At 62.1% G+C, this 22,576-nt stretch carries 20 protein-coding genes; 8 read left to right on the top strand and 12 right to left on the bottom strand.

The window, feature by feature from the left end; genetic code table 11:
* Positions 1–64: 64 nt before the first annotated feature.
* Positions 65–313, bottom strand: coding sequence for a hypothetical protein (locus J1G35_RS24640; protein ID WP_053128278.1), 249 nt, complete (start codon positions 311–313; stop codon positions 65–67).
* Between the two features lie 331 nt (positions 314–644).
* Here J1G35_RS24640 and J1G35_RS24635 point away from each other — a divergent pair, with 331 nt between their 5' ends.
* The 8 genes from J1G35_RS24635 (at position 645) to J1G35_RS24600 (ending at position 7,080) form a co-directional block, all read left to right on the top strand.
* Positions 645–1,493, top strand: a complete 849-nt coding sequence (locus J1G35_RS24635; protein ID WP_027608633.1) for a transporter substrate-binding domain-containing protein — start codon at positions 645–647, stop codon at positions 1,491–1,493.
* Positions 1,494–1,545: 52 nt separating this feature from the next.
* Positions 1,546–2,208, top strand: coding sequence for an amino acid ABC transporter permease (locus J1G35_RS24630; protein WP_065878346.1), 663 nt, complete (start codon positions 1,546–1,548; stop codon positions 2,206–2,208).
* A gap of 11 nt (positions 2,209–2,219) precedes the next feature.
* A complete protein-coding gene (locus J1G35_RS24625; RefSeq protein ID WP_223016265.1) occupies positions 2,220–2,882 on the top strand; it encodes an amino acid ABC transporter permease in 663 nt (220 codons plus the stop codon).
* Complete coding sequence (locus J1G35_RS24620; RefSeq protein ID WP_053128284.1) at positions 2,879–3,661, top strand: amino acid ABC transporter ATP-binding protein; 783 nt, start codon at positions 2,879–2,881, stop codon at positions 3,659–3,661. The genes J1G35_RS24625 and J1G35_RS24620 overlap by 4 nt, the downstream gene beginning before the upstream one ends.
* A 16-nt stretch (positions 3,662–3,677) precedes the next feature.
* Positions 3,678–4,067 (top strand): RidA family protein, encoded by a 390-nt coding sequence (locus J1G35_RS24615; protein ID WP_010210958.1) that lies wholly within the window; start codon positions 3,678–3,680, stop codon positions 4,065–4,067.
* A gap of 108 nt (positions 4,068–4,175) precedes the next feature.
* Complete coding sequence (locus J1G35_RS24610; RefSeq protein WP_053128357.1) at positions 4,176–4,940, top strand: IclR family transcriptional regulator; 765 nt, start codon at positions 4,176–4,178, stop codon at positions 4,938–4,940.
* A gap of 9 nt (positions 4,941–4,949) precedes the next feature.
* Positions 4,950–6,158, top strand: coding sequence for an amino acid deaminase (locus tag J1G35_RS24605; protein WP_053128286.1), 1,209 nt, complete (start codon positions 4,950–4,952; stop codon positions 6,156–6,158).
* Between the two features lie 10 nt (positions 6,159–6,168).
* Complete coding sequence (locus tag J1G35_RS24600) at positions 6,169–7,080, top strand: sugar kinase (RefSeq protein ID WP_223016264.1); 912 nt, start codon at positions 6,169–6,171, stop codon at positions 7,078–7,080.
* Positions 7,081–7,219: 139 nt separating this feature from the next.
* Here J1G35_RS24600 and J1G35_RS24595 read toward each other — a convergent pair whose 3' ends face one another.
* The 11 genes from J1G35_RS24595 to J1G35_RS24545 form a co-directional block, all read right to left on the bottom strand.
* Positions 7,220–7,495 (bottom strand): peptidylprolyl isomerase, encoded by a 276-nt coding sequence (locus tag J1G35_RS24595; protein WP_010564624.1) that lies wholly within the window; start codon positions 7,493–7,495, stop codon positions 7,220–7,222.
* A 31-nt stretch (positions 7,496–7,526) separates the two neighbouring features.
* Positions 7,527–10,034 carry a PAS domain-containing protein gene (locus J1G35_RS24590; protein WP_053128290.1) on the bottom strand — a complete coding sequence of 836 codons (2,508 nt, stop codon included), beginning with the start codon at positions 10,032–10,034 and terminating at the stop codon, positions 7,527–7,529.
* A gap of 134 nt (positions 10,035–10,168) precedes the next feature.
* Positions 10,169–12,127 carry an acetoacetate--CoA ligase gene (locus J1G35_RS24585; protein ID WP_223016263.1) on the bottom strand — a complete coding sequence of 653 codons (1,959 nt, stop codon included), beginning with the start codon at positions 12,125–12,127 and terminating at the stop codon, positions 10,169–10,171.
* Between the two features lie 93 nt (positions 12,128–12,220).
* Positions 12,221–12,994, bottom strand: a complete 774-nt coding sequence (locus J1G35_RS24580; RefSeq protein ID WP_223016262.1) for a 3-hydroxybutyrate dehydrogenase — start codon at positions 12,992–12,994, stop codon at positions 12,221–12,223.
* Positions 12,995–13,001: 7 nt separating this feature from the next.
* Entirely contained in the window at positions 13,002–14,393 is a 1,392-nt protein-coding gene (locus tag J1G35_RS24575) for a GntP family permease (protein ID WP_223016261.1), read from the bottom strand.
* 293 nt (positions 14,394–14,686) lie between these two features.
* Complete coding sequence (locus J1G35_RS24570; protein WP_223016260.1) at positions 14,687–16,078, bottom strand: sigma 54-interacting transcriptional regulator; 1,392 nt, start codon at positions 16,076–16,078, stop codon at positions 14,687–14,689.
* Positions 16,075–17,649: an ABC transporter ATP-binding protein gene (locus tag J1G35_RS24565; RefSeq protein WP_223016259.1), complete on the bottom strand. Its 1,575-nt coding sequence runs from the start codon at positions 17,647–17,649 to the stop codon at positions 16,075–16,077. Before J1G35_RS24565 ends, J1G35_RS24570 begins: the two co-directional genes overlap by 4 nt.
* 10 nt (positions 17,650–17,659) lie before the next feature.
* Complete coding sequence (locus tag J1G35_RS24560) at positions 17,660–18,682, bottom strand: ABC transporter permease (RefSeq protein WP_053128302.1); 1,023 nt, start codon at positions 18,680–18,682, stop codon at positions 17,660–17,662.
* Complete coding sequence (locus J1G35_RS24555) at positions 18,682–19,743, bottom strand: microcin C ABC transporter permease YejB (protein WP_053128304.1); 1,062 nt, start codon at positions 19,741–19,743, stop codon at positions 18,682–18,684. The genes J1G35_RS24560 and J1G35_RS24555 overlap by 1 nt, the downstream gene beginning before the upstream one ends.
* Positions 19,744–19,777: 34 nt before the next feature.
* Positions 19,778–21,610 (bottom strand): extracellular solute-binding protein, encoded by a 1,833-nt coding sequence (locus J1G35_RS24550; protein WP_223016258.1) that lies wholly within the window; start codon positions 21,608–21,610, stop codon positions 19,778–19,780.
* A gap of 130 nt (positions 21,611–21,740) precedes the next feature.
* Entirely contained in the window at positions 21,741–22,022 is a 282-nt protein-coding gene (locus J1G35_RS24545; RefSeq protein WP_044274278.1) for a peptidylprolyl isomerase, read from the bottom strand.
* Positions 22,023–22,576: the final 554 nt, after the last annotated feature.

Here is a 22,576-nt window from a genome sequence, read left to right as displayed (position 1 = left end):
CTGTGAGCCGTGCAGGCTTTTGCCAACGCTAAGCCCGGGGACCGCCATCGTCTACTGTCAACCTTTACAGGTTGGCATCACGCTCCGCACGTTCGCGCGCCTTGCGGGCCTGGCTCGCGCATTTGCGGTATTCCTCATTGTCGCTGGACGCCTTGGCGCGGCGATAGCCATGGTGATTCTGGCTGGTGTAGTTGGTGTCGAACGCTGCTTTGAGCTTGCGCAGTTCTTCTTTGCATTCGCGGCGGTCGTTGCTGGCCTGCGCGCTGCCGGCCGCCAGAAAACACAGCAAAACCAGGGTGAGACTGAACTTCATCGGAGTGCGGTCCTTGTCATGAGGCGTGTGCCAAAGACTAGTCCAGCACTGCGGATTTTCCATGGGCGGGTGCACCGCCGATGTGCGTAGTAACGGGGCGGTGACGCACTGAATCGTGCTGTCACCTCCTTGTGAGGCCTTGGGTAGCAATCCGCTTGCAAGTGCTGGCGCAACGCCGCATCTCAGGTCGCGATTTATCTGTCTGATTACTAAGCACTTTATCGAGGTCATAGGTTTCACCCGGCATGTGTGGCACACTTTCTGCTGTATATTCCGTTGTTACATACTAAGTTCCGGTATAGCGGAATACACAACTCCTGGAGTGCTTGTCATGCATCACCGACCTTCCGTGTTTAAAGCGTGTGTTTTTCTCTTCGCCGCATCGGCTTCCCTCGCAGGCATCGTGCAGGCGGCGGACAGCAAGCTCGATGATGTGCTCAAGCGTGGGCACCTGATCGTGGGTACAGGCAGTACCAATGCGCCGTGGCACTTCCAGGGAGCGGATGGCAAGTTGCAGGGGTTTGATATCGACATCGGCCGCATTGTGGCCAAGGGCTTGTTCAACGACCCGAGCAAGGTCGAGTTTGTGGTGCAGTCCTCCGACGCACGCATTCCCAACCTGCTGACCGACAAGGTCGACATGAGCTGCCAGTTCATCACCGTCACCGCCAGCCGTGCGCAGCAAGTGGCGTTCACCCTGCCGTACTACCGCGAAGGCGTGGGCCTGCTGCTGCCGAACAACAGCAAGTACAAAGAGATTGAAGACCTGCAAGCGGCCGGTGATGGCGTCACCGTGGCTGTACTGCAGAACGTCTACGCCGAGGAATTGGTGCACCAGGCACTGCCCAAGGCCAAGGTCGACCAGTACGACAGCGTCGACCTGATGTACCAGGCGGTGAACTCCGGTCGCGCCGATGCCGCCGCCACCGACCAGTCCTCGGTCAAATACCTGATGGTGCAGAACCCCGGCCGCTATCGCAGCCCTGCCTACGCCTGGAGCCCGCAAACCTACGCGTGCGCGGTCAAGCGTGGCGACCAGGATTGGCTGAACTTCGTCAACACCGCGCTGCATGAAGCCATGACCGGTGTGGAGTTCCCCACCTACAAAGCCTCGTTCAAGCAGTGGTTTGGTGTGGACCTGCCGGAGCCTGCGATTGGTTTCCCCGTCGAGTTCAAGTGATTCGTGAAAACCGGGGCGCCGTCAACGGCGCCCCCATCAGGTACTGCTGACCATGAACTATCAGTTGAACTTTGCCGCCGTGTGGCGTGATTTCGACACCTTGCTGGCGGGGCTCGGTCTGGGCCTGCAACTGGCATTGCTGTCGATCGCCATCGGCTGCGTGATCGGCCTGTTGATGGCGTTTGCCATGTTGTCCAAACACCGCGCGTTGCGCATCTTCGCCTCGGTGTATGTGACGGTGATCCGCAATACGCCGATCCTGGTGCTGATCCTGTTGATCTACTTCGCCTTGCCCAGCCTCGGCATCCGCCTGGACAAGATTCCCTCGTTCATCATCACCTTGTCGCTTTACGCCGGTGCCTACCTGACCGAAGTGTTCCGCGCCGGGCTGTTGAATATTCCCAAGGGCTTGCGCGAAGCAGGGCTGGCCATCGGCCTCGGCGAATGGCGGATCCGCGCCTATATCACCGTGCCGGTGATGCTGCGTAACGTGCTGCCCGCGCTGTCGAACAACTTTATCTCGCTGTTCAAGGACACCTCCCTGGCCGCCGCTATCGCGGTGCCCGAGCTGACCTATTACGCCCGCAAGATCAACGTCGAAAGCTACCGGGTGATTGAAACCTGGCTGGTCACGACCGCGCTCTACGTGGCGGCCTGTTACCTCATTGCCATGCTGCTCCGTTACCTGGAACAGCGTCTGGCGATCCGTCGTTAAGGAGAGTTTCCATGTACGAGTCCCCCAGCTGGCTGCATGAGTTGTGGATCGCCCGGGATACCCTCTGGGCGGGGTTTCAGACCAGCATTTATTGCTCGGCGCTGGCGATTATCTTTGGCACCCTGATTGGCATATTCGCCGGGCTGGTGTTGACCTACGGCAAATTCTGGATGCGTGCGCCGTTTCGCCTGTATGTCGACCTGATCCGTGGCACCCCGGTGTTTGTGCTGGTGTTGGCGTGTTTCTACATGCTGCCGGCCCTGGGCTGGAAGATCACCGCGTTCCAGGCCGGCGCCGTCGGGCTTACGCTGTTCTGCGGCTCCCACGTCTCGGAAATCGTGCGCGGTGCGCTGCAAGCCATTCCCCGGGGGCAACTGGAAGCGGGCAAGGCGATTGGCCTGACGTTCCAGCAGTCCCTGGCCTACGTGTTGTTGCCCCAGGCGTTGCGGCAGATCCTGCCGACCTGGGTCAATTCCTCGACGGAAATCGTCAAGGCCTCGACCTTGCTCTCGGTGATCGGCGTCGCTGAATTGCTGCTGAGTACCCAGCAGGTGATCGCACGTACCTTCATGACCCTGGAGTTCTACCTGTTCGCCGGGTTTCTGTTCTTTGTCATCAACTACGCCATCGAGTTATTCGGGCGCTACATTGAAAAGCGGGTGGCCTTGCCATGAACCAACCTCAAACAACCGAGCCGCTGCTGAATATCCGCGGCCTGCGTAAACAATACGGCGAGGTCGAAGTGCTCAAGGGCGTCGACCTGTCCATGCAGCGCGGCAACGTGGTGACGTTGATCGGCTCCAGCGGCTCGGGCAAGACCACCCTGTTGCGTTGCGTCAACTTGCTGGAAGAATTCCAGGGCGGGCAGATCACCCTGGATGGCGAGTCCATCGGCTACAGCGACATCGGCGGCAAGCGCGTGCGTCACCCCGAGCGCGTGATCGCACAGCACCGAGCGATGACCGGCATGGCGTTCCAGCAGTTCAACCTGTTCCCGCATTTGAGCGCGTTGCAGAACGTGACTCTGGGCTTATTGAAAGTTAAGAAAATGCCTAAGGACGAGGCGGTGGCACTCGCGGAAAAATGGTTGGACCGTGTAGGACTTTTGGAGCGCCGCAATCACTTCCCGGGCCAGTTGTCCGGCGGCCAACAGCAGCGTGTAGCGATTGCCCGCGCCATTGCGATGAACCCCAGCCTGATGCTGTTCGACGAAGTCACCTCGGCCCTCGACCCGGAACTGGTAGGCGAAGTGCTCAGCGTGATCAAGGGCCTGGCAGAGGAGGGCATGACCATGTTGCTGGTCACCCACGAAATGCGCTTTGCCTATGAAGTCTCGGACAAGATCGTCTTTATGAACCAGGGCCGGATTGAAGAGCAGGGCTCGTCGAAGGACATCTTCGAGCGGCCGCAATCGCCGCGCCTGGCGGAATTTCTCAAGAACATTCGTTTTTAATCAGGAGCATATTTTTATGAGCATCACTCGTTACGGTGCCGGCAGTACTGCCGGCGGTGGCCAGCCTCGTCCCTTCGCCCGCGCGGTGGAAGCGGACGGTTGGTTGTACGTCTCGGGCCAAGTGCCTGCGGTGGACGGCGAAATCATCACCGGCGGGATCATCGAGCAAACCCGGCAGACCATGCGCAATGTGGTGGCAATCCTCGAAGAAGCCGGCTACGAGTTGAAAGACGTGGTGCGGGTGGGCGTGTGGCTGGAAGACCCGCGGGACTTCTGGAGTTTCAACAAGGTCTTCGGCGAATACTTCACCCCGGAACACGCCCCGGCGCGGGCCTGTGTGCAGGCCAACATGATGGTGGATTGCAAGGTCGAGATTGATTGCGTGGCCTACAAGAAAAAGGGCTAAATTGCCCGGATCTTGAGACCACAACAGGTTCAATGTGGGAGGGGGCAAGCCCCCTCCCACAGGGGATCTCTGCCAGACCATAGCATTTTGACGGGACCAGACACTGCCATGACCGAAGACACCATCAAACGCCGCGCCAAAGGCCTGGACCGTGCATTCGATATCCTCGATTTTCTCAAGGAAATCGGCCAGCCCCTGCGCCCGAATGATATTGCCAGCGGCATCGGCAGCCCCAAATCCACGGTCTACGAACTGGTTGCGTCCCTGCTTGAGCGGCGCATCCTCGAAACCGTGGGCAAAGACGGTCACGTCTACCTCGGCCGTCAGCTGTACTTCCTCGGCCAGGCGCATCTACGCCATTTCGACCTGACCCGCGAGGCCGACCATGCTTTGCAGGAGATCGTCAGCCAAACCCACGAGACCGCGCAGATGTGCCTGCTTAACGGGCGCAAATACACGGTGGCGCTGATGCGCGAAGGCGAGCGGCATTTCCGTATTTCCTCGGACATCGGTGAAAACGCGCCCATTCCGTGGACAGCCTCCGGGCGCCTGTTGCTGGGGCACTTGAGCGACCAGCAGATCATCGACCTGATCGACCACGACGACTTTATCCTGCCGGATGGCCAGCGCCTGCCGCTGGAGACCTTCCTCGCGCAAATCCGCCAGGCCACCCTCGACGGGTTCTTTTCCTTCGACAGCGTGGCTGACACCTTTACCCACTGCTTTGCCGCCCCGGTCCGGGACGCGCAGGGCGTCAGCATTGCGACGCTGTGCATCGTCGCCCCACGGGCCGATGCGAGCAAAAACTACAACGACTATCGCCGGGTGCTGATCGACAGCGCCAACAACCTGGCCCGTCGCATCAACGAATAGGAGCATTTCATGTCTGCCATCAATGCCGTTGAAAAGGGCGCCGCCGCGGTCGGTGCCTACCTGGTCCGTGACGTCAGCCTGCCTGCCCTGGTGCTGCACCGCGACGCCCTGGAGCACAACATTCGCTGGATGCAGGATTTCGTCAGCAACAGCGGCGCCGAACTCGCGCCCCATGGCAAAACCAGCATGATGCCCGCGCTGTTCCAGCGCCAGATCGCCCAAGGTGCCTGGGGCATCACCCTGGCCAACGCAGTGCAGACCCGCGCCGCGTATGCCGGTGGCGTGCGCCGTGTGCTGATGGCCAACCAACTGGTGGGGGCGCCGAACATGGCGTTGATTGCCGACCTGTTGGCCGACAAGGATTTTGACTTCCACTGCATGGTCGACCATCCGGACAACGTCGCTGACCTGGGGCTGTTCTTCGCCGCTCGTGGCCTGCGCCTCAACGTGATGATCGAGTACGGCGTGGTCGGCGGCCGTTGCGGTTGCCGCAGCGAGCAGGAGGTGCGCGATCTGGCCAAGGCGATCAAGGCCCAGCCGGCCCTGGCGCTCACCGGGATTGAAGGCTACGAAGGAGTGATTCACGGCGAGCACGCCATCAGTGGCATCCGCGACTTCGCCGCGAGCCTGGTGCGCCTGGCCGTGGACCTGCAAAACAATGGCTCCTTCGACCTGCCCAAGCCCATCATCACCGCGTCGGGCTCGGCCTGGTATGACCTGATCGCCGAGTCCTTCGAAACGCAAAACGCCGCCGGCCGTTTCCTCAGCGTATTGCGCCCCGGCAGCTACGTGGCCCACGACCATGGCATCTACAAAGCGGCGCAATGCTGCGTGCTCGACCGCCGCAGCGACCTGCATGAAGGCCTGCGCCCGGCCCTGGAAGTCTGGGCCCATGTGCAGTCGTTGCCTGAGCCGGGTTTTGCGGTGATCGCCCTGGGCAAGCGCGACGTGGCCTACGACGCCGGGTTGCCGGTGCCGCTCAAGCGTTACCGCGCCGGGATCCTGACCGCCGAAGGCGATGACGTGAGCGCCTGCACCGTCACCGCCGTGATGGACCAGCACGCCTTCATGACCATAGCGCCGGGGGTAGAGCTGCGCATCGGCGACATCATTTCCTTTGGCACCTCGCACCCTTGCCTGACCTTCGACAAGTGGCAGGTCGGTTGCCTGGTGGATGAGCAGTTGCAGGTGATTGAGTCCCTGGAAACCCGTTTCTGAGTGTAAAGCCATGACCACCACCCATCCCCGCATCGCCCTGATCGGCGAATGCATGATCGAACTGCAACACCGCGCCGACGGCAGCCTGCAACAGAGCTTCGGTGGCGACACCCTGAACGCGGCGGTGTACCTGCGCCGTGAGCTGGAGGATATCGGCACGGTGGACTATGTCACCGCCCTGGGCGATGACAGCTTCAGCGACGCCATGTGTGCGCACTGGGCCGAAGAAGGTCTGGGGCTGAGTAAGGTCCAGCGCTTGCCCGGACGCTTACCGGGTTTGTACTGCATCCAGACCGATGCCAACGGCGAACGCAAATTCCTCTACTGGCGCAACGAAGCGGCCGTGCGTGACTGCTTTACCACGCCGGCGGCCGTACCGATCCTGGCGGCATTGCCGGACTACAACGTGGTGTATTTCAGCGGCATTACCCTGGCGGTGCTGGGTGAAGTCGGGCGCCAGCGCTTGCTCGAAGTGCTGATCGAAACCCGCCGGCGTGGCGGCGCAGTGGTGTTCGACAACAACTACCGGCCGCGACTGTGGGCCACGGTGGACGTTGCCCGTGAGGCTTATCGCACAGTACTGGCCGAGGTGGATATCGCCTTGCTGACCGAAGATGACGAACGCGCGTTGTTTGGTTATGCCGACAGCGAACAGGTGTTCGCGGCGTACCCGGCGATTGCGGAAGTGGTGCTCAAGCGCGGTGCGGATGCGTGTTTGATTCGTTGCGACGGCGAGCGCTTTGTTGTGCCGGCATTGAAGGTGGAGAAGGTGGTGGACACCACGGCGGCGGGGGATTCATTCAGCGCGGCGTACCTGGCCAGTCGGCTCAAGGGTGGTTCGCCGCAGGAGGCCGCTTTGGCCGGGCATCGGCTGGCGAGCCGGGTTATCCAGGTGCCGGGTGCGCTGATCCCCAGGGAGTAGGTGAATGGCCGCCTGCGGCGGATCGGGGGCAAGTCGAATCGTCGCACAGCCCCTCCCACATTTGAACGCATTTCATCTGGAGGAATGCGATCCCCTGTGGGAGGGGGCTTGCTCCCGATAGCGGTCTTAAGTCAACGCCTCAGTCGCGGTAAAACACCTGCACCAGGTGATACCCAAACTTGCTCTTGATCGGCCCGTGAACCACCTTCACTGGCTTCTTGAAGATCACCGCATCAATCACCCCGACCATCTGTCCCGGCCGCACTTCGCCCAAATCGCCCCCGCGTTTGCCGGACGGGCAGGTGGAGTACTTCTTGGCCAGCACATCAAAGGCTTCGCCCTTGGCAATGCGCTGCTTGAGTTGTTCGGCTTCTTCGCTGGTTTTCACCAGGATATGACGGGCTTGGGCTTTCATTGATCTCTACCAGGTGTGCGACGGCGCGCGATTATGCCTTAACTGCACCATCAACGCTGATCATGCTGCGGATTTTGGTCGCCAGCACGTCGACGGAAAACGGCTTGGCGACCATGTCCATGCCGTCCTCCAGGAAGCCCTGGCGCTCGGCGGCTTTTTCCGCGTAGCCGGTCATGAACAGCACCTTCAGGCCCGGCCGATGCTGGCGGGCGATCTCTGCCAGTTGACGGCCGTTCATACCGGGCAGGCCGACGTCGGTCACCAGCAGGTCTACGCGCAAATCCGACTCCAGCAACGGCAGCGCCGCACGCGCATCCGCTGCCTGGTGCGCGGTGTAGCCCAACTCGTCGAGCACATTGACCACCAGCATGCGCACCGCCGGGTCGTCTTCGACCACCACCACCGCTTCGCCGGCAAGGGCTACCGGGGCTTCGCCCAAATGAGTGGGCAGGCTGCTCTCCAGGGCGGTGCCGTGCAGGCGTGGCAGGTATAGGCGCACGCAGGTGCCCTGGCCCGGTTCGCTTTGGATGGTCACATGGCCACCGGACTGCTGGGCAAACCCATAGATCATCGACAGCCCAAGGCCCGTGCCCTGGCCGATGGGTTTGGTGGTGAAGAACGGGTCGAACGCCTTGGCGAGAATCTTCGGCGCCATGCCGCTGCCGTTGTCACACACGCCAAGCATCACATAGTCGCCGGCCCTGACCGGTTCGAGGGTGGTGATGTCGGTGCCGTCCAGGTAACTGTTGGCGGTTTCGATCAGCAGTTCGCCGCCGTCGGGCATGGCATCGCGGGCGTTGATCACCAGGTTGAGCAGGGCGTTTTCCAATTGGCTGGCGTCGGTGTTGACCGGCCAGATGTCGTGGCCCAGTTGCACCTTGAGCGTGATATGTGCGCCCTTGGTGCGCTGGAACAGTTCCTCCAGGGACGCCACCAGCTGGTTGGGGTCCAGCGGGCGAAGGTCCAGCGACTGGCGCCGCGAGAAGGCCAGCAGGCGGTGGGTGAGGGCGGCTGCGCGATGGGCCGAGGACACGGCGGCGTCGGTGAAACGGCCGATCTCCTCGCTGCGCCCGGCGGCGATGTAGCGCTGCATCAGGTCCAGGCTGCCGATGATGCCGGTGAGCATATTGTTGAAGTCATGGGCGATACCGCCGGTGAGTTGGCCCACGGCTTCCATCTTCTGCGCATGGCGCAGGGCATCTTCGGCGCGCTCACGCTCGAACATCTCGTTTTGCAGGCGTTCGTTGGCTTCGGCCAGCGCCTGGGTGCGCTGGGCCACGCGTTCTTCGAGGTTCTCGTTGAGGTGACGAAGGGCTTCTTCGGTGAGTTTGCGTTCGGTTTCATCGATCACAAAGATGTAGAAGCCGTTTACCGAGCCGTCATTGCTGAAGCGCGGCAGGTATTTCATCAGCGCATGACGCGGGCGACCATCGCGATGGGGGGTGATGGTCATGAAACTGCAGGCCTTGCCCTTGAGCGCGGCGGCGATCTTGTCTTCGCGCCCGGCGTACACCTCGTCGCCGAGTACCTCGCGGATGGTCTTGCCGTACAGCTCCTGGGGCGTCATGCCGTACCAGTCGAGGTAGGCGCTGTTGTTCAGGCGAAAGCGCTGCTCGTGGTCGACGTAGCCGATCAGTACCGGCATGGCGTTGATGATCAACTGCAGCTCGGTCTGGCTTTGGCGCAGGGCTTGCTCGGTATGCTTGCGCTCGGTGAGGTCGAGTGCCGCGCCGAGGAAACGCGCCGGGCGGCCCTGGTGATCCTTGTAGCAACGGCCACGGGCAAACACCCAGCGCACCTGGCCGTCGGCTTGTTGCAGGCGGTATTCCTCGGCGTATTCGGTGCCATGGGTGATGCAATGCTTGATGCTGCGCGTCACCGTGCCCCGGTCTTCGGGATGCACGCCCAGCAGGTAGTCGCTGATCGGCAACTGGCCGGACGCGCTCGGGTCGACGCCGTGCAGGTAGGCGAAGTGCGCGTCGGCGATAAAGCGGTCTTCGCCAATATCCCAATCCCAGGTGCCCACCGCGTCGGTGGCGGCCAGGGCCAGTTGCAGGCGCTGCTCGGTGTTGTGCTGGGCCCGGCGGCGCTCGTTGGTTTCGATGGCCGTGACCAGGATGCCGGCCACGCGGGCGCTTTCGTCGCGGATGGGGCTGTAGGTCAGGTCCAGCCAGATTTCAGTGTCGCGATTATTGCGTTGCAGGACGAAGCGCTGCTCGCTGAAGGTGCGCACCTGGCCGGTCAGCACGGCGTCGTAGATCGGTGCGGTGAAGCTTTCGAGTTCCGGCCAGCTCTGGTGCGCCGGCTTTCCCATGGCCTCGGGGTGTTTATTGCCCGCCAGCAAGGCGAAGCCGTCGTTGTAGAGTTGGGTCAGTTGGCTGCCCCACAGCAGGAGCATCGGCATCGGTGAGTTGACCACGATATCCACGGCTGTGCGCAGGCTTTGCGGCCAATCATTGGCCTCACCGAGGGGGCTTTGGGCCCAGTCCAGCCGCGCAATCAATGCAGCGGCTTCGCTGCCGGTGGTTGTTCCCTTCATAAAAAGCCCTGAGCGTAACGCTTTGAAAAATGACAACACCCATTATCCCGTGGGACACCGATGGATGACTACCCTCGAAAAATAGCATGCATTGGGGGTTTGTCTTCAAATGAGTGCTTCAGGGCTGAAACCTTTCATCCCTCGGCCAGTTCAGGGCGGTCGCGGAACTGCTCCAGCGCCTGCGGATTGGCCAGTGCGTCGGTGTTTTTCACCGGCTCGCCGTGCACCACGTTACGCACCGCCAGTTCGACGATCTTGCCGCTGATGGTGCGGGGGATATCGCTGACAGCGAGGATTTTCGCCGGCACATGGCGCGGCGTGGTGTTGGCGCGGATCACCTGGCGGATGTGTTGCTCCAGGGCGTCGTCCAGCATCACGCCGTCATCCAGGCGCACGAACAGCACCACCCGCACATCGTCCTGCCAGCGTTGGCCGATGGCCAGGCTTTCCAGCACCTGCGGGACTTTTTCCACCTGGCGATAAATCTCCGCAGTGCCGATGCGCACGCCGCCCGGGTTGAGCACTGCGTCGGAGCGGCCGTGAATCAGCAGGCTGCCGTTGGCGCGTTGCTCGGCGTAGTCGCCCTGGGCCCATACGCCGGGGAACTGACTGAAATACGAGGCGCGCAGCTTCTGCTGGTCCGGGTCGTTCCACAAGCCGATGGGCATCGCCGGAAAGTGCCGGGTGCACACCAACTCGCCTTTTTCCCCGACCAACGGCCGGCCTTGGTCGTCCCACACCTCGATGGCCATCGCCAGGCTCTTGCACTGCATTTCCCCGCGCCGCACCGGCAACACCGGGTTACCGATCACAAAGCAGGAGACGATATCGGTGCCCCCAGACATTGAGGACAGGCACAGCTCGGCCTTGATCTCGCGGTACACGTAGTCGTAGCTCTGGGGCGACAGCGGCGAACCGGTGGAAATCAGCCCCTTGAGGCTGCCCAAGTCATGGCTCAGGCGCGGTTGCAGCCCGGCCTTTTCCAGGGTGACGAGGAACTTGGGACTGGTGCCGAACACGCTGATCTTTTCCGCGTCGATCAGGTCGATCAGGCGTTCCGGGCCGGGGTGGAACGGCGAGCCGTCATACAGCACCGCCGTGGCGCCGATTGCCAGCATCGAGACCAGCCAGTTCCACATCATCCAGCCGCAGGTGGTGTAGTAGAACAGACAGTCCTCGCGAGACAGATCCGCGTGCAGGCCGTGTTCCTTGAGGTGGGTAAGCAGCACGCCGCCGGTGCCGTGGATGATGCATTTGGGCACGCCGGTGGTGCCGCTGGAATAGAGGATATACAGCGGGTGATCGAACGGCACCGCGACGAACTCAGGCTCGCCGCCGGGTTGGTAGAAGTCGCTCCACAGCGCGACGCGGGCCTGGGTTTTATAGTCCTCGACGCATGCCTGGGGCCGTGCATACGGGACGATGATCAATTGTTCCAGGGACGGCAGGCGTTCGAGGATCTCATTGAGCTTGGCGCTTTGGTCGATGGTTTTACCGGCGTAGCGGTACCCGGCGCAGGTGATCAGCACCTTGGGTTGGATCTGGCCAAAACGGTCGATGACACCTTGGGTGCCGAAGTCTGGTGAGGAGCACGACCAGATCGCGCCCAGGCTGGTGGTGGCGAGCATGCCGACCAGGGTTTGCCAGGTGTTGGGCATGCAGGCGGCCACCCGGTCACCGCTGCCGACACCGGCCGCCCGCAGGCTGTCTTGCAGGCCGGCGACATGGGCAGCCAGCTCGGCGTAGGTGAGTTGTTCGCGCTGGCCGTCTTCACTGATCGCGACCACGGCCGGGTGATCATCGCGACGGCGCAGCAGGTGCTCGGCAAAGTTCAGGGTCGCGCCGGGGAACCACTGGGCGCTGGGCATCTCGGCATCTTCGATCAGCACCGCGCTGGGCGGGCTGCGAAACTGCACCTCGAAGAACGTGACGATCGCCTGCCAGAAGTCCGGGCGCTGGTCGATGCTCCACTGGTGCAGGGCCGGGTAGTCGGCGAGCTGCACGCCGTGGCGATCATTGATAAAGCGTCGAAACTGGTCCATCCGCGTGTTGCGGATGCGTTCCGGGGAGGGTTGCCAGAGGATCTCGGACATCAGCAAGGTCTCTTGTTCTTGTAAAAATCTACCCGTCAACATAGGTCAAATGTGGGAGAGGGCCCCCTCCCACACTGATTTTCAGTGTCTGGTTTATTGGGCCAGCCAGCCGCCATCAATGTTCCACGCCGCCCCCCGCACCTGCGCACCGGCCTCGCTGCACAAGAACAGCACCAGCTCACCCAGCTGCGACGGCGTCACGAACTCAAGCGACGGCTGTTTCTCCGCCAGCAGATCATGCTGCGCCTGCTGCGGATCGACGCCATTGGCCACGCGATCATCAATCTGCTTCTGCACCAGCGGCGTCAACACCCAGCCGGGGCAGATTGCATTGCAGGTCACGTTGCTGGTGGCGGTCTCCAGACCCACCACTTTGGTCAAGCCGATCACGCCGTGCTTGGCGGCCACATACGCGGCCTTGCCCACCGAGCCGACCTGGCCGTGCACCGAGGCGATGTTGACGATACGCCCCCAACCCTTGGCCTTCATGCCTGGCAGGCTCAAGCGCGTGCTGTGGAACACCGACGACAGGTTGATCGCGATGATCGAGTCCCAGCGCTCCACTGGGAAGTCCTCCACCGCCGCCACGTGCTGGATGCCGGCGTTGTTGACCAGGATGTCGACGCCGCCGAACTCACGCTCGGCGTAGGCGAGCATGTCGGCAATCTGCGCCGGGTCGCTGACGTCCGCCGGGTGATGGCCGACCTTGCCGCCAAACGCTTGCACCTGGGCGACCACCGCGCTGGCGTCGCCGAAGCCGTTGAGGATCAGGTTGGCACCGGCCTTGGCCAGGCTCAGTGCGATACCCAGACCGATGCCGCTGGTGGAGCCGGTAACCAGGGCGGTCTTGCCGTTCAAAGTCGTCATGAAAACCTCACACAATGCCGGTGGCGTAGAAAGTACCGATCACCACGAACACCGCGAGGGTCTTGATAATCGTGATGCCGAAAATGTCCTTGTAGGCTTCGCGGTGGGTCAGGCCGGTCACCGCCAGCAGGGTGATCACCGCGCCGTTGTGGGGCAGGGTGTCCATGCCGCCGCTGGCCATGGCCGCGACCCGGTGCAGCACTTCAAGGGGAATATTGGCCGCATGGGCCGCCGAAATAAAGCTCTCGGACATGGCCGCCAGGGCGATGCTCATGCCGCCGGACGCAGAGCCGGTGATACCGGCCAGCAGGGTCACGGTAATCGCTTCGTTGACCAGCGGGTTGGGGATGCCCTTGAGCCAGTCCGCCAGGACCAGAAAGCCCGGCAGCGAGGCGATCACTGCACCGAAGCCGTATTCGGACGCGGTGTTCATCGCCGCCAGCAAGGCGCCGCTGACCGCACTTTTACTGCCTTCGGCGAGCTTGCTTTTGATCGCTGACCAGCCAAACACCAGCACCATGATGATGCCCACCAGCAACGCCGCCTGCACCGCCCAGATCGCGGTGAGCTTGGCGATTTCAGTGGTTATCGGTGCGCTCATGCCCGGCAGGCTGAGGCTGTGGGTCTTGCCGTACCACTGCGGGATCCAGTGGGTGAACAGCAGGTTCATCACGCCCACCAGAATCAGCGGCGACAGCGCGATCCACGGGTTGGGCAGGGCAATGTTCTCGGCGGTCTCCGGCTCGTTGCGCAGTTCGGTACCGTAGCCTTCACCGGCGCGTTGTGCCTTGTTGCGCTGGCGCGCCAGGTAGAGCATGCCGGTGCAGAACACGAAGATCGTGCCGATCAGCCCCAGCCACGGCGCGGCCCAGGCGGTGGTGTTGAAGAAGGTGCTGGGGATGATGTTCTGGATCTGCGGCGTGCCGGGCAGGGCGTCCATGGTGAACGAGAACGCACCGAGGGCGATGGTCGCCGGGATCAGGCGCTTGGGGATATTGCTCTGGCGGAACATCTCCGCCGCGAACGGGTACACCGCAAACACCACCACAAACAGCGACACGCCGCCGTAGGTGAGCAGGGCGCAGACCAGCACGATCACCAGCATGGCCTGGCGGGTGCCGAGCAGGCGGATCGCTGCCGCCACGATAGAGCGCGAGAAGCCTGACAGCTCGATCAGCTTGCCAAACACCGCACCGAGCAGGAACACCGGGAAATACAGTTTGATAAAGCCGACCATTTTCTCCATGAACACCCCGGTAAAGGCAGGGGCGACGGCGGACGGGTCGGTGAGCAGCACGGCGCCGAGGGCGGCGATGGGGGCAAACAGGATAACGCTATAGCCACGGTAGGCAGCCAGCATCAGCAACGCGAGCGCTGCCAGGGCAATGATCACACTCATGGTGTGTCTCCATCGGATTGTTATTGTTGTGGGTGAAGCGGTGGGGAGGGCTATAGCGAGATGTGTGCCATGTTTTCAAGTTATTGAAATATATAGATATTTTTTAATTTCTTTCGAGTGTTTTTGAATGCTGTCTCAATTTAGAGACAAATGAAGACCAAATGTGGGAGGGGGCTTGCTCCCGATAGCGGTGCATCAGCCAGTAAATATGTTGACTGACCTGATGCTATCGGGAGCAAGCCCCCTCCCACAGGGAGTGTCTTTCTATGGAGAATTTTGTCTCTTTTTGGAGATCAGGCAATCCCCAGTGCCACCATTTTCTTGTACAGCGTCGACCGCCCCAACTCCAATCGCCTGGCCGCCTCGACCACATTGCCGTCACACGCCCTGAGTGCCGCCGCAATCACCTGCCGATCAAACCGCTCCCGCGCCGCGGCAAACGTCTCACCCTCAACCGTGTCCACCGCACCGCGTTCCACCGGGCTGAACGTGCCAATCGCCGTGCGAATCTCCTCAGCGTTCAACACCAAGTCATCGCTCAGCAACGCCGCCCGCTCCAGCACATTACGCAGCTCGCGGATATTCCCCGGCCACGCATGTTGCGCCAACAGCGCCAGGGCTTCGCGGTCCAGTTCATGCTGGCTGCGCAGTTCCTCGAGGATCGCTTCGCTCAACGCCGGAATATCCTCCAGCCGCTCACGCAGCGGCGGCACCTGGATCGGCAACACATTCAGGCGGTAATACAAGTCCGCACGGAACTCACCGCGCTTGATCGCCGCTTCCAGGTCCATGGAGGTGGCCGCGATCACCCGCACATCGCTGTGCAGCATCTCGTTGGAACCCACCGGTTCGAATTCCTTTTCCTGCAACACCCGCAGCAGCTTGCTTTGCAGCGGCAGCGGCATATCGCCGATTTCATCAAGGAACAGCGTTCCGCCCTGGGCAATCTGGAATTTACCCGGACGGCCCTTGCGATCGGCGCCGGTAAAGGCGCCCGGCGCGGTGCCGAAGAATTCGGCTTCCAGCAGGTCATGGGGAATCGCCGCGCTGTTGATGCTGACAAAGGCCTTGTGCGCACGCGGTGAGGCGCCGTGGATCGCCTGGGCGAGCAGTTCCTTGCCGGTGCCGGTCTCACCGAGCAACAGCACCGGCGACTCGGCGCTTGCGCTGCGCCGTGCACGGCGTTTGACTTCCAGGCTGGCGGCGCTGGTGCCGATAAAGTGCGCGAAGTTGTACTTGCTCTGGCGTGAGCGCAGCAACGAGCGGGTGGAGGCCAGTTCCTGCTGCATGCTCAGGTAGCGTTCGATCAGCGGCGACAGGTTGCGCAGTTCATCGAACAAGGCAAAACCAATCGCGCCAATCACGGCACCGGCATCGTTGTGGATCGGCAGGCGCATCACCACCAACGGGCCTTTGGGGGTGTCCTGGATGTCCAGCAGAATCGGCCGGTCAGTGCGCACCACTTGGCGCAACAGGCTGTTGGAAATCACCCGCTCGCACGGCTGGCCGATGGCCTCATCGGCACTGTTGAGGCCGAAGCGCTTGGCGTAGCGCTCGTTCATCCAGACGATATTGGCGTCGCGATCGACAATCACCGTGCCTTCGCTGGACTGCTCGATGATCTCGAACAGCGACTGGATCGCCAGGCCGCGAACCTGTTGGTAGTCCGTCAGGCTGGTACTCATGACGACAGCCCGCCGGCCGCCGCCAGGAGTTCTTTGGTATACGGGTGCTGCGGCGCCTCGAAGACTGCATGGCTCGGCCCGCGCTCCACCACCTTGCCGTCCTTGATCACGATCATGTCATGGGCCATGGCGCGCACCACGGCGAGGTCATGGCTGATAAACAGGTAGGTCAGGCCGTATTTTTCCTGCAACTCGCGCAGCAACGCCACGACCTGCTTCTGCACGGTGCGGTCGAGGGCGGAGGTGGGTTCGTCCAGCAGCATCAGCGCCGGCTTGAGCACCAGCGCACGGGCGATGGCGATGCGTTGGCGCTGGCCGCCGGAGAATTCATGGGGGAAACGATGGCGGCTGGCCGGGTCGAGGCCCACGTCCCTGAGCACCTGGATCACTTGCGCATCGCGGTCGGCCACGCTGCATGGCGCATGCACTTCCAGGCCTTCGCTGATGATCTGCTGCACCGACATGCGCGGGCTGAGGCTGCCGTAGGGGTCCTGGAACACCACCTGCATCTGCTTGCGCCACGGGCGCATTTGCTTGTGGTTGAGCGGGTCGAGGGCCTCGCCCTGGAAACGGATGCTGCCGGTGGAATCCAGCAGGCGCAGGATCGCCTGGCCCAAGGTGGACTTGCCCGAACCGGACTCGCCGACAATCCCTAGGGTCTTGCCGCGCTGCACGCTGAGGCTGATGCCATCCACGGCGCGCAGGTAGGTCTTGCGCCGGAACAGGCCGCCGCCAAGGGGGAATTGCACGCTCAGGTCGTTCACTTCCAGCACGGTCTCCCGTGGGTCGCTGCACAGCACATCGCCGGACGGCTCGGCGTCCAGCAACAGGCGGCTGTAGGGGTGTTGTGGTGCCGTGAACAAGGTCTCGCAGTCAGCCTGCTCGACAATCTCGCCGGCACGCATCACGCATACGCGCTGGGCAATGCTGCGCACCAGGTTGAGGTCATGGCTGATCAGCAGCAGCGACATGCCCAGGCGTTGTTGCAGGGACTTGAGCAGCAGCAGGATCTTGCGCTGCACGGTCACGTCGAGGGCAGTGGTGGGCTCGTCGGCAATCAACAGCTCCGGCTCACAGGCCAGGGCCATGGCGATCATCACCCGTTGGCGTTGGCCCCCGGAGAGTTGGTGCGGATAGGCCTTCAGGCGTTCCTGAGGTTTCTGGATGCCTACCAGTTCGAGCAATTCCAGGATGCGCGCCTGCGCCGCCTTGCCGCCCAGGCCCTTGTGCAGCAGCAGGGTTTCGCCGATCTGTTTTTCGATGCTGTGCAGCGGGTTGAGGGAGGTCATCGGCTCCTGGAAGATCATCGCAATGCGGTTGCCGCGCAGTTTCTGCAAGGTCGACGCCGAGGCGCCGATCAGTTCCTGGCCGCGATATTTCACGGAGCCGCGGGTGTCGGTGCCGGCTTCGGGCAGCAGTTGCAAGATCGAGTGCGCCGTCACCGACTTGCCCGAGCCGGATTCGCCCACCAGCGCCAGGCACTCGCCGGGACGGACGTCCAGGCTCAGGTTGCGCACCACGGTCTGGCCGCTGAACGCGACGCTGAGGTCGCGGATTTCGATCAGGTTCATACGCAGTCACTCATGAGCGTGGGTCGAAGGCATCACGTAATGCCTCGCCGATAAAGACCAGCAGCGACAGGATCAGCGCCAGGGTGAAGAACGCCGTCAAGCCCAGCCACGGCGCTTGCAGGTTCTGCTTGCCCTGGGCAATCAGCTCGCCCAATGACGCACTGCCCGCAGGCATGCCGAAACCGAGGAAATCCAGGGCGCTCAGGGTGGAAATCGCCCCAGTGAGGATAAACGGCAGGTAGCTCAAGGTGGCGGTCATGGCGTTGGGCAGGATGTGCCGGCGAATGATCTTGCCGTCGCCCAGGCCCAGCGCCCGTGCGGCCTTGACGTACTCCAGGTTGCGCCCGCGCAGGAACTCGGCGCGCACCACATCCACCAGGGCCAGCCAGGAAAACAGCGCCATGATCCCCAGCAACCACCAGAAGTTCGGCTCGACAAACCCCGACAGGATGATCAGCAGGTACAGCACCGGCAGCCCGGACCACACTTCAAGGATGCGTTGGCCGAGCAGATCCACCCAGCCGCCGTAATAGCCTTGCAAGGCCCCGGCGGCGATGCCGATGGCGGCGCTGATCGCGGTGAGCGCCAGGGCAAACAGGATCGACACCCGCGCGCCGAAGATCACCCGCGCCAACACATCCCGCGACTGGTCATCGGTGCCCAGCCAGTTCACCGTCGAGGGCGGGCTGGGGGCCGGGCGGGTCAGTTCGTAGTTGGGCGTGTCGTCGCTGAACGGGATCGGCGGGAACAGCATCCAGCCGCCGTCCTGCTTGATCAGCTTTTGCACGTAGTCACTGCGGTAATCGGCCTGGAACGGCAGTTGCCCGCCGAACTGCTGCTCGGTGTAGCGCTTGAAGACGGGGAAATACAGCTCGTTCTTGTAACTGAGCACCAAGGGTTTGTCATTGGCGATCAACTCGCCGCCCAGGGTCAGGATAAACAGGCCGATAAACAACCACAGCGACCACCAGCCGCGACGGTTTTTCTTGAACCGTTCGAAACGTCGACGGGCCACGGGAGACAGGTTAAGCATCAGGCGTTCCTCGCGGCGAAGTCGATACGCGGGTCCACCAGGGTGTAGCAGAGGTCGCCGATCAGTTTTATCAAGAGCCCGAATAACGTAAAGATAAACAGCGAGCCAAACACAACCGGGTAATCCCGGGAGACGGCGGCTTCGTAGCTCATGCGACCGAGGCCATCGAGGGAGAAAATCACTTCGATCAGCAGTGATCCGGCAAAGAACACGCTGATAAACGCCTGGGGAATCCCCGAGATCACCAGCAGCATGGCGTTGCGAAACACATGGCCGTACAGCACCCGTCGTTCGCTCAAGCCCTTGGCGCGGGCGGTCACTACGTACTGGCGCGTGATTTCATTGAGGAACGAGTTTTTGGTCAGGATGGTCAGGGTGGCGAACCCGCCGATCACCAGTGCGCTGACCGGCAGCACCAGGTGCCAGAAGTAGTCGGCGATCTTGCCCACGGTGCTCAGCTCGGCGAAGTTTTCCGAGACCAGCCCGCGCACCGGGAACCAGTTCAATGACGTACCACCGGCGAACACCACGATCAGGAACATCGCGAACAGGAACGCCGGCATCGCGTAGCCAATCACAATGGCGGTGCTGCTCCAGACATCAAAACTGCTGCCATGGCGCACCGCCTTGCGAATGCCCAAGGGGATCGACACCAGGTAGGTGATCAGCGTTGCCCAGAGGCCGAGGGAAATGGTGACCGGCATCTTTTCCAGGATCAGGTCGATCACGGTGGCGCCGCGAAAGAAGCTGTTGCCGAAATCCAGCTGGGCGTAGCTCTTGAGCATCAGCCACAGGCGTTCCGGCGCGGGCTTGTCGAAGCCGTATTGTTTTTCGATGTCCTTGATCAGTTTCGGGTCCAGGCCACGGCTGGCGCGGGAGCCGCTGCTGACAGCGTCGCCGGACGAACCGCCGACTGCGCCGCCGCCGATGCCTTGCAGGTGAGCGATGGCTTGCTCCACCGGCCCGCCGGGTGCGGCCTGGACGATCACGAAGTTGACCAGCAGGATGATCACCAGCGTCGGGATGATCAGCAGCAGGCGCCGCACAATATAGGCAAACATCAGCGAGCTCCTGCGCGTTTTTTCAACTCGGCGTTCATTTGTTCATTTGTTCATTCGTCAGCGGGGTAGGGCTGATTTCCCACCAGGTTTCCAGGGCTTCGTCATTCCTGGCCTCGATGGCCGGGCGGCCGAAGCGGTTCCACCAGGCGGCGGAAGTGCCGGGCGGGTAGTAATTGGGGATCCACAGGTAATTCCATTGCAGCACCCGGTCCAGGGCGTGGGCATAGGTGAGCATCTGCGCTTGGGTGTCGGCCTTGACCAGGCCCTTGATCAGGCTGTCGACGGCCGGGTCCTTGAGCGCCATGTAGTTGTTGGCGCCCGGATCGAATGCGGCGGTCGAGCCGAAGTAGTTGTACAGCTCCATGCCGGGCGACGTGGTCACCGGGAAGCCCGTCACGATCATGTCGTAGTCGCGGGCCATCAAGCGGTTGACGTATTGCGAAGAGTCGATGCGGCGGATGTTCAAGGTGATGCCGATCTGTGCGAGGTTGCGTTTGTACGGCAACAACAGGCGCTCCAGCCCGTTCTGGGCATTGAGGAAGGTGAACTCCAGCGGCTCGCCCTCGGCGTTGACCAGTTTGTCGCCGTCTGGCTTCCAGCCGGCGTCTTCCAGCAGGGCCAGGGCTTGCAGTTGCTTGTCACGGATCATGCCGCTGCCATCGGTGACTGGCGCCTTGAACACTTGGGTGAACACCTCGTCGGGAATCTGCCCGCGCAAGGGTTCGAGAATCGCCAGTTCTTGCGGGGTGGGCAACTGGGTGGCGGCCAGCGGGCTATTGGAGAAGTAGCTTTGCTGGCGGATGTACAGGTTGCGCATCATCTGCCGGTTAGCCCATTCGAAGTCCCACAGCATCGCCAGGGCCTGGCGCACGCGGCGGTCCTTGAACATTGGTTTTTGCACGTTGAACACATAACCCTGGGCCGGTTGCGGCATGTCCTTGGCCAGGTGCGCGCGTTGCAGGCGGCCATCGTCCAGGGCCGGGCCGTTGTAGCCGATGGAATAGCCGGTGGCGGAGAACTCACGGTTGAAGTCGTAGGCGCCCCCGCGCAATACCTGGCGGGCCACTTCGGTGTCGCCGAAGTACTCCAGGCTCAGGTGATCGAAGTTGTACAGGCCGCGGCTGACGGGCAAGTCCTTGCCCCACCAGTCAGGGTCGCGGGTAAAGGTGATGGTGCTGCCCGAGTCGATCTTGCTGACCTTGTACGGGCCGCTGCCCAGGGGGGCTTCGTAGCCGCCGCCGTTGGCGAAGTCGCGGGTTTTCCACCAGTGCTCGGGGAATACCGGCAGGGTCGCTACATCCAGGGGCAGGGTGCGGTTTTCATTGCTGGAAAAATCAAAACGGACCTGGCGCGGGCCTTCGACTTCGACGTGCTTGACGTCGGCGAACAGCGTGCGAAAGCGCAGGCTGCCTTGGGTCATCAGCAGGTCGAAGCTGTAGCGCACGTCTTCGGCAGTGATCGGCTTGCCATCGGCAAAACGCGCCTTGGGGTTGAGGAAGAAGCGCAGGGACAGGCCGTCCTCCGCGCGCTCCATCTTCTCTGCAACCAGGCCATATACCGTATAGGACTCGTCCAGGGAGCGCAGGGCCAGGGGCGCATACAGCCAGCCGTCGACCTGGGAGACGCCGATGCCTTTGTCGATATACGGCAGCACATGGTCGAAACGCCCGATCTCCAGCGCCGAGCGCCGCAGGCTGCCACCTTTGGGGGCGTTGGGGTTGGCGTAGTCGAAATGGCTGAAACCGGCGGGGTACTTGGCCGGCTCGCCGTACACGGTCATGGACGGTTGGGGCGCCGCGATCACGGCGCTGCTGGCCAGTAACAAGGCCAGGGAGGTACTGAGCAGTCTGGAAAAAGCCAATCGCATTGTCAGCCTTGAACGCCGGGTGAAGAAGAATAGGGATTTGTACGCTAACGGCATCAGCGTCGCCAGTCGTCACATGCACAACGGCCCACCAAGAGGCGGGCCGTTGTTTCAAGCAGCAGCGCGGACTGGATCAGTCCTGGCGGCTGGTGACTTCCAGCAGGTGGTAGCCAAACTGGGTTTTCACCGGGCCTTGCACGGTGTTGACCGGGGCGCTGAAGACGACGGTGTCGAATTCCTTGACCATCTGGCCTGGACCGAACGAACCCAAGTCACCGCCTTGGCGGCTGGATGGGCAGCTGGAGTTGGCTTTGGCGATTTCTGCGAAATCGGCGCCGCCTTCGATTTGGGCCTTGAGTTCGTTGCACTTGTCTTCAGTGGCAACGAGGATGTGACGGGCGGTGGCTTTGGCCATGGGGATTAACTCCTTGAGTAAAAACGGTGAGCGTACCGGATTCAGGCGGTTATTTCCTGGCAAAGTTCCGCTGGGGTTCAGGTTGGGGCGTTGGGCTTGGGTATTGGCGTGATGGAGTGAGATCCAGAGCAGACTGGTATCTACCTGATGCATAGAGATCACATGTGGGAGGGGCGGTGCGACGATTCGACTTGCTCCCGATGGCGGCCTGACAGCCGACCAGGATGTTGGATCAGACCGAGTGCATATCGGTTGCTGCGGTAATGGAGTGAGATCCAGAGCAGACTAGTATCTACCTGATGTATGGAGATCAAATGTGGGAGGGGCGGTGCGACGATTCGACTTGCCCCCGATGGCGGCCTGACAGCCGACCAGGATGTTGGATCAGACCGAGTACATATCCGTTGCTGCGGTAACGGCCACCTATGGTTCCGCTCTTACAGCGGCTCACTTTTGGAGGGACCCAAAAGTAAGCAAAAGGTCCTCGCCCCAACACTCGGCACCTCGCCTAGGCTCGGTGTGCCCTCACTCCGGCTTTGGAGCGTGGGCCGCCG

Source organism: Pseudomonas sp. SH10-3B (assembly GCF_019891415.1).
GTDB lineage: Bacteria > Pseudomonadota > Gammaproteobacteria > Pseudomonadales > Pseudomonadaceae > Aquipseudomonas.
This window is presented reverse-complemented; position numbering and strand designations above follow the sequence as displayed.

What these genes read in the sequence shown, in the direction of transcription:
- J1G35_RS24575 (WP_223016261.1), bottom strand. Translation starts at nt 14,393, where the DNA reads ATGAGTGTGATCATTGCCCTGGCAGCGCTCGCGTTGCTGATGCTGGCT.
- J1G35_RS24600 (WP_223016264.1), top strand. Translation starts at nt 6,169, where the DNA reads ATGACCACCACCCATCCCCGCATCGCCCTGATCGGCGAATGCATGATC.
- J1G35_RS24580 (WP_223016262.1), bottom strand. Translation starts at nt 12,994, where the DNA reads ATGACGACTTTGAACGGCAAGACCGCCCTGGTTACCGGCTCCACCAGC.
- J1G35_RS24590 (WP_053128290.1), bottom strand. Translation starts at nt 10,034, where the DNA reads ATGAAGGGAACAACCACCGGCAGCGAAGCCGCTGCATTGATTGCGCGG.
- J1G35_RS24625 (WP_223016265.1), top strand. Translation starts at nt 2,220, where the DNA reads ATGTACGAGTCCCCCAGCTGGCTGCATGAGTTGTGGATCGCCCGGGAT.
- J1G35_RS24555 (WP_053128304.1), bottom strand. Translation starts at nt 19,743, where the DNA reads ATGTTTGCCTATATTGTGCGGCGCCTGCTGCTGATCATCCCGACGCTG.
- J1G35_RS24635 (WP_027608633.1), top strand. Translation starts at nt 645, where the DNA reads ATGCATCACCGACCTTCCGTGTTTAAAGCGTGTGTTTTTCTCTTCGCC.
- J1G35_RS24565 (WP_223016259.1), bottom strand. Translation starts at nt 17,649, where the DNA reads ATGAACCTGATCGAAATCCGCGACCTCAGCGTCGCGTTCAGCGGCCAG.
- J1G35_RS24640 (WP_053128278.1), bottom strand. Translation starts at nt 313, where the DNA reads ATGAAGTTCAGTCTCACCCTGGTTTTGCTGTGTTTTCTGGCGGCCGGC.
- J1G35_RS24595 (WP_010564624.1), bottom strand. Translation starts at nt 7,495, where the DNA reads ATGAAAGCCCAAGCCCGTCATATCCTGGTGAAAACCAGCGAAGAAGCC.
- J1G35_RS24550 (WP_223016258.1), bottom strand. Translation starts at nt 21,610, where the DNA reads ATGCGATTGGCTTTTTCCAGACTGCTCAGTACCTCCCTGGCCTTGTTA.
- J1G35_RS24615 (WP_010210958.1), top strand. Translation starts at nt 3,678, where the DNA reads ATGAGCATCACTCGTTACGGTGCCGGCAGTACTGCCGGCGGTGGCCAG.
- J1G35_RS24570 (WP_223016260.1), bottom strand. Translation starts at nt 16,078, where the DNA reads ATGAGTACCAGCCTGACGGACTACCAACAGGTTCGCGGCCTGGCGATC.
- J1G35_RS24585 (WP_223016263.1), bottom strand. Translation starts at nt 12,127, where the DNA reads ATGTCCGAGATCCTCTGGCAACCCTCCCCGGAACGCATCCGCAACACG.
- J1G35_RS24620 (WP_053128284.1), top strand. Translation starts at nt 2,879, where the DNA reads ATGAACCAACCTCAAACAACCGAGCCGCTGCTGAATATCCGCGGCCTG.
- J1G35_RS24610 (WP_053128357.1), top strand. Translation starts at nt 4,176, where the DNA reads ATGACCGAAGACACCATCAAACGCCGCGCCAAAGGCCTGGACCGTGCA.
- J1G35_RS24560 (WP_053128302.1), bottom strand. Translation starts at nt 18,682, where the DNA reads ATGCTTAACCTGTCTCCCGTGGCCCGTCGACGTTTCGAACGGTTCAAG.
- J1G35_RS24630 (WP_065878346.1), top strand. Translation starts at nt 1,546, where the DNA reads ATGAACTATCAGTTGAACTTTGCCGCCGTGTGGCGTGATTTCGACACC.
- J1G35_RS24605 (WP_053128286.1), top strand. Translation starts at nt 4,950, where the DNA reads ATGTCTGCCATCAATGCCGTTGAAAAGGGCGCCGCCGCGGTCGGTGCC.
- J1G35_RS24545 (WP_044274278.1), bottom strand. Translation starts at nt 22,022, where the DNA reads ATGGCCAAAGCCACCGCCCGTCACATCCTCGTTGCCACTGAAGACAAG.